This is a genomic window from Actinoplanes sp. NPDC049548, from assembly GCF_040676695.1.
Classification (GTDB): domain Bacteria; phylum Actinomycetota; class Actinomycetes; order Mycobacteriales; family Micromonosporaceae; genus Actinoplanes.
In genome coordinates, this window is sequence record NZ_JBFAPM010000021.1 from 124762 (window position 1) to 133181 (window position 8420).

An 8420-nucleotide genomic window follows, 5' to 3' on the forward strand; every position below is an offset into this window, starting at 1 on the left:
CTCATGGGCGTCCGCACCTGGATCGAGGGCTGGCCGGTCTACCGGCAGCTGACCGGCACCGACCCGCTGGGCCGCGGCGCCGCCGCGCAGTCCGCGCGCTCGAAAACCCTCACGGCGCGCACCGAGACGGCCGACTCCATGGCCCGGTCCGTGTGCCCGTACTGCGCGGTCGGATGCGGACAGCGGATCTTCGTCAAGGACGGCAAGGTCGTCCAGATCGAGGGTGACCCGGACAGCCCGATCTCGAAGGGCCGGCTGTGCCCCAAGGGCTCGGCGAGCAAGAGCCTGGTCACCAGCGACCGCCGTCAGCAGAAGGTGCTCTACCGCCGGCCGTACGGCACGAAGTGGGAGGAGCTCGACCTCGACACGGCGATGAGCATGATCGCCGACCGGATGCTCGCCGCGCGCGACGAGACCTGGGAGGACACCGACGAGGACGGCCGTCCGCTCAACCGCACCCTCGGCATCTCCAGCCTCGGCGGCGCCACCCTGGACAACGAAGAGAACTACCTGATCAAGAAGCTCTTCACCGCCATGGGCGCCATACAGATCGAGAACCAGGCGCGTATTTGACACTCCGCCACCGTCCCCGGTCTGGGGACCAGCTTCGGCCGTGGCGGGGCCACCGGATTCCTCCAGGATCTGGCGAACGCCGACTGCATCATCATCCAGGGCTCCAACATGGCGGAGGCCCACCCCGTGGGCTTCCAGTACGTGGTGGACGCTAAGAAGCGCGGCGCCAAGGTCATCCACATCGACCCGCGTTTCACCCGGACCAGCGCGCTCGCGCACTCCTACGTGCCGGTGCGCGCCGGTGCCGACATCGCCTTCCTGGGTGGCGTGATCAACTACATCCTCACGAACGAGAAGGACTTCCGGGAGTACGTGCTCGCGTACACCAACGCGTCCATGCTGGTCAGTGAGGACTTCCAGGACACCGAGGAGCTCGGCGGGCTGTTCTCCGGCTACGACCCCGAGCTCCACACGTACGACCAGAGCAGCTGGCAGTACGCCGGTCAGCAGGAGCACGGGCAGGAGGAGGGCGGCTCGCACGTCGACCGGGAGACCGCCTCCGGGCTCGAGCAGGAGTCCCACGGCCCGCCGGTGCCCGCCGACGTGCCGCGCGACCCCACCCTGCAGGACCCACGCTGCGTCTACCAGGTCCTCAAGCGGCACTACGCCCGCTACACCCCGGAGGTCGTCGAGCGGCTGTGCGGCGTGCCGCAGGACAAGTTCCTCGAGGTCTGCGAGGCCTGGACGGCCAACTCCGGGCGCGAGCGGACCACCGCGCTGGTCTACTCGGTGGGCTGGACCCAGCACAGCGTCGGCGTGCAGTACATCCGCGCCGGGGCGATCATCCAGCTCCTGCTCGGCAACATGGGCCGGCCCGGCGGCGGCGTCATGGCGCTGCGCGGGCACGCCAGCATCCAGGGCTCGACCGACATCCCGACCCTGTTCAACCTGCTGCCCGGCTACCTGCCGATGCCCCACCACCGCCAGCACGAGACGTTCCGGCAGTGGGTCGACTCCATCCGGCACCCCGAGCAGCAGGGGTTCTGGGCGAACGCGGAGGCCTTCGCGGTCAGCCTGCTCAAGGCGTACTTCGGTGACGCCGCGACGGCCGGGAACGACTACGGGTACGGCTGGCTGCCCCGGCTCACCGGCGACCACGGCACGTACCAGCAGGTGCTCGACATGATCGACGGCAAGATCAAGGGCTACTTCCTGCTGGGGCAGAACCCGGCCGTGGGCTCGGCGCACGGCCGCGCCCAGCGCCTGGGCATGGCCAACCTGGACTGGCTGGTGGTCCGCGACCTGTTCCTCATCGAGAGCGCCACGTTCTGGAAGGACGGTCCGGAGGTCGCCACCGGCGAGATCGTGCCGGAACAGTGCAAGACCGAGGTCTTCTTCCTGCCGGCCGCCTCGCACGCGGAGAAAGAGGGCACGTTCACCCAGACGCAGCGGCTGCTGCAGTGGCGGGAGAAGGCCGTCGAGCCGCCCGGCGACTGCCGCTCCGAGCTGTGGTTCTTCTACCACCTCGGCCGCATCCTGCGGGACCGGCTGGCCGGGTCCACCGAGTCCCGCGACCAGGCCCTGCTGAACCTCGCATGGGACTATTCGCTGCACGGCGAGCGCGGCGACGAGCCCAGCGCCGAGGACGTCCTCAAGGAGATCAACGGGTACGAGGTCGCCACCGGCCGCCCGCTGTCCGCCTTCACCGAGATGAAGCAGGACGGCTCGACCGCGGGCGGCTGCTGGATCTACACCGGCGTGTACAAGGACGGCGTCAACCAGGCCGCCCGCCGCAAGCCCGGCACCGACCAGGACTGGGTGGCGCGCGAGTGGGGCTGGGCCTGGCCGGCCGACCGGCGCACGCTCTACAACCGCGCGTCCGCCGACCCCGACGGCCGTCCCTGGTCCGAGCGCAAGAAGTACGTGTGGTGGGACCCGGAGGCCGGCGAGTGGACCGGCTACGACGTGCCCGACTTCGAGAAGACCAAGCCGCCGTCGTACCGGCCGCCGGAGGGCGCGACCGGCGTCGAGGCGATCTCGGGCGACGACGCGTTCATCATGCAGGGCGACGGGAAGGGCTGGCTCTACGCGCCCAGCGGCCTCATCGACGGCCCGATGCCGACCCATTACGAGCCGGCCGAGTCGATGGTCCGCAACCCGCTCTACGAGCAGCAGGCCAACCCCACCCGCAAGGTGTACGACCGCTCGGACAACCTCACCAACCCGAGCGCGCCGGAACGCCACCTCGAGGTCTTCCCGTACGTCTTCAGCACCAGCCGGCTCACCGAGCACCACACGGCCGGTGGCATGAGCCGGCAGCTCGCGTACCTGTCGGAGCTGCAGCCGGAGATGTTCGTCGAGGTGTCGCCGGAGCTGGCGAAGGAGCGCGAGCTGGAGCATCTGGGCTGGGCGCACATCGTCACCGCCCGGGCCGCGATCGAGGCGCGGGTACTGGTGACCGACCGGCTCACCCCGCTGCGCATCGAGGACCGCACGGTGCACCAGATCTGGATGCCGTACCACTGGGGAGGGGAGGGGCTCGTGACGGGCGACTCGGCCAACGACCTGATCGGCATCACGCTCGACCCCAACGTCCTCATCCAGGAGAGCAAGGTCGGCACCTGCGACATCCAGCCGGGGCGGCGGCCCACCGGTCCGGAACTGATCGCGTACGTGCGCGGCTACCGCGAGCGCGCCGGACTCACCCCGGACCACCGCACGCAGATCCTCACCACCGAGGTCGACCAGCCGGAGGAGAGCTGACGTGGCCGGACCGAACAGCCTCTACGGCCCCCTGGACCCGGCCCCGGACGCCGGCTACCTCGACCCGCCGCCGCGGATGGGCTTCTTCACCGACACCAGCGTCTGCATCGGCTGCAAGGCGTGCGAGGTGGCGTGCAAGGAGTGGAACCTCGTCCCGGACGACGGCTTCAACCTGCTCGGCACCTCGTACGACAACACCGGTGGCCTGACCGCCAACTCCTGGCGCCACGTCGCGTTCATCGAGCAGCCGGTCGCGGGGTCCGGGCAGGGCACCGACACCCCCGGAGCGTTCGAGGGCCTGCCCACCGGACCGTCGGCGAGCGCGCACACGGCCGTCGTCGCGGCGGCCACCGGACAGGACACGGGCACGTCACCGGGCGTACCGCCGGCCCCGGACGCCCTGGCCGCGGCGGGCACGCAGTTCCTCGGCATGCCCATGTCGGACCTGCCGGGGCGCACTCTCGACGCGCCCCGCAGCGATTTCCGCTGGCTGATGATGTCCAACGTCTGCAAGCACTGCACCCACGCGGCCTGCCTCGACGTGTGCCCGACCGGCGCCCTGTTCCGCACCGAGTTCGGCACGGTCGTGGTGCAGGAGGACATCTGCAACGGCTGCGGCTACTGCATCCCGGCCTGCCCGTACGGTGTCATCGACCAGCGCAAGGACGACGGCCGCGCCTGGAAGTGCACGCTCTGCTACGACCGGATCGGCGACGGCCTCATGCCGGCCTGCGCCAAGGCCTGCCCCACCGAGTCGATCCAGTACGGCGAGCTGGACGAGCTCCGCGGCCGCGCCGCCCACCGCCTCGAGAAACTCCACGAGCAGGGCGTCACCGAGGCCCGCCTGTACGGCCACGACCCGGACGACGGCGTGGGCGGCGACGGCGCCTTCTTCCTGCTCCTCGACGAACCCGAGGTGTACGGCCTCCCGCCGGACCCGGTCGTGACCACCCGAGACCTCAAGGCGATGTGGAAGCGCGCCGGTGTCGCCGCCCTCGCCATGGCCGCCACGGTCGTGGTGTCCTTCGCGGGACGGCGCTCATGAGGCCGCGCGAGGAGCGGGAACGGCCCCGCGACGAGAGCCTCAGCCCGCCCCCGGCCGGCCACCAGGGCAGCGGCCTGGCCCGCGACGAACGCGGCGACCGATCCCGGCCCGGCGCCGGTGCATCCGCCGGCGGGCGCGGCGACGATGCCTCCGGTCGGCGCCGCAAGGGCGGCGGGCGCGGGGACCGGTCCATGGTGCCGCCCGCCGAGTTCCGGTCCTACTACGGGCGCCCCATCGTCAAGCCGGCGGTCTGGCACCACGACATCGCCGCGTACCTGTTCACCGGCGGCCTCGCCGCCGGATCGGCGCTGCTGGCGGCCGGCGCCGACGCCACCGGCCGGCCCACCCTGCGCCGTGCCGGCCGGCTGGCCGCCCTCGGGGCGCTCGGCGCGAGCACGTACTTCCTGGTCCACGACCTGGGTCGCCCCGAGCGGTTCCTCAACATGCTGCGCATCGCCAAGCCGACCTCACCCATGTCGATGGGCACCTGGATCCTCAGCGGCTTCGGCGCCGCCGCGGGCGCCGCGGCCGTCGCCGAGGCGGCACCGCTGCTGCCTTCGCGGGGCGTCCTCGGCCTGGCGCGCCGCCTCCTGCCCCCGGTCGGCACAGCAGGCCAGTACGGCGCCGCCGTACTCGCGCCCGCGCTGGCGACGTACACGGCGGTGCTGCTCGCCGACACGGCCACGCCCAGCTGGCACGAGGCGTACCCGGAACTGCCCTTCGTCTTCGCCGGCAGCGCGCTCGCGAGCGGCGCCGGAGTCGGCCTGCTCGCCGCCCCGACCGGCCAGGCGGGCCCGGCCCGCCGCATGGCCGTCTGCGGCGCGGCGCTCGAGCTGTGGGGCGCCCACCGCATCGAGACCACCAAGGGCCTCCTCAGCGAGCCCTACCGGCAAGGGCGCGCGGGCCGCCTGCTCCGAGCAGGTCGTCTCCTGACGGCGGCGGGGGTGGCGGGGGCGGTGCTGGGGCGGCGCAGCCGGGTGGTGTCGGCGCTCTCGGGACTGTCGCTGCTGACCGCGTCGCTCGCGACCCGCTTCGGCATCTTCGACGGGGGAGTCGCGTCGGCCAAGGACCCCAAGTACACCGTGGTGCCCCAGCGGGAACGCCTGGCCGAGCGCGCCGCATCCACTCCTGTGCAGGACGACCCGCCGCAGCTGGTGGCTCCCGACCAAGCGACGGCGAAGACCACCGGCAGACCGGACGCTGTCGGACTCTGACGGACCGGATCCGTCAGCGAACCTCGAGCGTCCTGCCGTCGGCCCGGGCCGGCACCAGCTCGCCCACCACCGGGTACCCCGGCACCTCCCCGGCGACGAGCAGCCCACCGGACGTCTGCGCGTCCGCCAGCAGCAGCAACTCGTCGGCGGGCACGTCGCCGGTGTCCGCGTGCGGCATCACCCAGTCGAGGTTGCGCCGCGTGCCACCGCTGACGAACCCGTCGGCCAGCGCCGCCCGTGCCCCCTCGAGGTACGGCACGGCCGCCGCATGCACCCGGGCCGTGACCCCGCTCGCCCGGGCCAGCTTGTGCAGGTGCCCGAGCAGCCCGAACCCGGTGACGTCGGTCGCGCACATCGCGCCCGCCGCCAGCGCGGCCTCGGAAGCTGCCCGGTTCAGCGCCGTCATCGCCGCCACCGCCTGCGGAAACACCTCGCCGGTCGCCTTGTGGCGGCTGTTGAGAACCCCGATGCCCAGCGGCTTGGTCAGCGTCAGGGGAGTCCCGGCGACACCGGCATCGTTACGCATCAGCCGCGCCGGGTCGGCCACACCCGTGACGGCCATGCCGTACTTGGGCTCCGGATCATCCACGCTGTGCCCCCCGGCGACATGACACCCTGCCTCCCGCGCGACATCCAGGCCGCCCCGCAACACCTCCCCGGCCAGCTCCATGGGCAGCACCTCGCGAGGCCACGCCAGCAGGTTCACGGCGACGACAGGGCTGCCGCCCATCGCGTACACGTCGGACAGCGCATTGGCGGCGGCGATCCGCCCCCAGTCGTACGCGTCATCGACGACCGGCGTGAAGAAGTCCGCGGTAGCGACCACCGCCGTGCCGGCAGCCAGCCTCACGACGGCAGCATCGTCCCCGTCGTCGAGGCCGACCAGCAACTCACCGGGCCCGTCCGGGGCCGCCGGACCCATCAGCCCCGAGACCACGGCCTCCAGCTCCCCGGGAGGAATCTTGCAGGCGCAGCCGCCGCCGTGGGCGTACTGGGTGAGCCGCTCAGGCCGCGTCATCGTCACCTGAGCACTCTCGCACGCACCCGGGCCATCCGCTCGTCGCCCACCGCACCCCGCGGTCTAGGGTGATCGACGGAGGCGTTCAGGTGGCTGGTGCCCCTCCCGGTCTTCAAAACCGGTGTGGCTCGGTATCCGAGCCAGGCGAGTTCGATTCCCGTCCGCCTCCGCTGACCAGTGCGTATCCCGGCTGAGCTGCTGAAAGACGCCCTGCCGGGGTACGCGCTTCAGACCCGACCGGTTCTCACCGGGTCTCACTCGGGACCGTGTTGGCCCACTGGTTGCGGCAAGCGCTCTGGTCCCGGGGTGGCCGCGAACCGGTCACCCGTGACCGGGCGAGCCGAGCAGACCTCGCCGCCGCGCGACGGGACGGGGTCGCAGCAGGCTACTCGGCGTTGTCGTCGATGGCGGCGTTGAGCGCGTTTATCAGAGCGGCGTTGATGTTGGTCTGAAGGACGTGCTGGAAGTCCTCCGGGGCCAGAGCTTGACGAACACTGCGCAGGGCGTTCAACGAGTCGTCTGGCCAGACGTCGTACACCTCATGCCATAGGGCCGCCGCTTTGAGCAGCGCCGTTGCAGCTTTGTCGTACTGCTGCTGGTCCTGCGCGAGGGCGCCGAGGTGGTGGAAGATGAGGGCGGCGCTGTGCCGTTCGCCGAACTCCAGTAAGAGGTCGAGGGCTTGCCGGTAGTGGGCTTCGGCCTGCTGGAACCGCCGCTGTTCCTGCGCGAGCGTCCCGAGCTGGTGGTAGGTGAGGGCGGCGCTGTACCGGTCGCCGAACTCGAGCTTGATGTCGAGGGCTTGCCGGTAGTGTGCTTCGGCCTGCTGGAACCGCCGCTGGTCCTGCGCGAGGATGCCGAGCTGGTGGTAGGTGAGGGCGGCGCTGTGCCGGTCGCCGAATTCCAGGAAGATGTCGAGGGCTTGCCGGTAGTGGGCTTCGGCCTGCTGGAGCCGCCGCTGGTCCTGCGCGACCATGCCGAGCTGGCCGTAGGTGAGGGCGGCGCTGTGCCGGTCGCCGAACTCCAGGAGGAGGTCGAGGGCTTGCCGGTAGTGGGCTTCGGCCTGCTCGAAGCGCCGCTGGTCCTGCGCGACCATGCCGAGCTGGTGGTAGGTGAGGGCGGCGCCGTGCCGGTCGCCGAACTCCAGCCTGATGTCGAGGGCTTGCCGGTAGTGGGCTTCGGCCTGCTCGAAGCGCCGCTGGTCCTGCGCGACCATGCCGAGCTGGTGGTAGGCGATGGCGGCGCCGTGCCGGTCGCCGAACTCCAGCTTGAGGTCGAGGGATTGCCGGTATTGGGCTTCGGCCTGCTCGAAGCGCCGCTGCGCCTGCGCGACGATGCCAAGCTCGTGGTAGGTGACGGCGGCGCCGCGCCGGTCGCCGAACTCCAGCCTGATGTCGAGGGCTTGCCGGTAGTGGGCTTCGGCCTGCTCGAAGCGCCGCTGGTCCTGCGCAACCATGCCGGCTAGATGGTGCAGCTGCGCAAGTTCCTGTCGGAGATCGTCGCGGTCGGATCCGCGATCGGCGGCGATGGCCGTTTCCAGCAAATGTCGGCGGCTGTTCTGCTGCTTCGTCTGGTCCAGAAACTCCTCGATCGCCTCTACGATCGGGCCGATGGATTGCCTGCTGCGCAGGCCGTGGTGCAGAGCGCTGGTGAGGTTGGCGTACTCGGTCCGAGCGATCACATGCCCCACGACACGTTGTTGCGGCTCATTCGAGACGAGCATCTGCAGATTCTGATGACCGAGAGCCAGGTACAGCTGGTAGTGCGCCTGCTGGGCGGCGTCCTGCAGGTCGGGGTGCTGCTGGATGCGGGTGCGCAGGAAGTACGGCAGCACCGGCAGGATCTGCACCCAGTCGGCCAGCTGGTGATG

5 protein-coding genes and 1 tRNA gene are annotated in these 8420 nt (G+C 71.2%); 4 read left to right on the plus strand and 2 right to left on the minus strand.

The window, feature by feature from the left end; genetic code table 11:
* The first annotated feature begins 3 nt into the window (after positions 1-3).
* The 3 genes from fdh (at position 4) to nrfD (ending at position 5535) form a co-directional block, all read left to right on the plus strand.
* Positions 4-3276: a formate dehydrogenase gene (gene fdh / locus AB0J80_RS31770; protein WP_364712332.1), complete on the plus strand. Its 3273-nt coding sequence runs from the start codon at positions 4-6 to the stop codon at positions 3274-3276.
* Between the two features lies 1 nt (position 3277).
* Positions 3278-4321 (plus strand): 4Fe-4S dicluster domain-containing protein, encoded by a 1044-nt coding sequence (locus AB0J80_RS31775; protein WP_364712335.1) that lies wholly within the window; start codon positions 3278-3280, stop codon positions 4319-4321.
* A 191-nt stretch (positions 4322-4512) separates the two neighbouring features.
* Positions 4513-5535, plus strand: a complete 1023-nt coding sequence (nrfD, locus tag AB0J80_RS31780) for an NrfD/PsrC family molybdoenzyme membrane anchor subunit (protein ID WP_364712352.1) — start codon at positions 4513-4515, stop codon at positions 5533-5535.
* 13 nt (positions 5536-5548) lie between these two features.
* On the opposite strand, the gene selD is transcribed toward nrfD, so the two are convergent.
* Positions 5549-6553, minus strand: coding sequence for a selenide, water dikinase SelD (gene selD / locus AB0J80_RS31785; protein WP_364712355.1), 1005 nt, complete (start codon positions 6551-6553; stop codon positions 5549-5551).
* A gap of 77 nt (positions 6554-6630) precedes the next feature.
* On the opposite strand from selD, the gene AB0J80_RS31790 reads away from it, so the two are divergent.
* Positions 6631-6724: transfer RNA gene (locus AB0J80_RS31790), tRNA-Sec, on the plus strand.
* Between the two features lie 214 nt (positions 6725-6938).
* Here the strand turns inward: AB0J80_RS31790 and AB0J80_RS31795 are convergent.
* Positions 6939-8420: tetratricopeptide repeat protein (locus AB0J80_RS31795; protein ID WP_364712338.1), on the minus strand; the 1482-nt coding region annotated here is incomplete at its 5' end.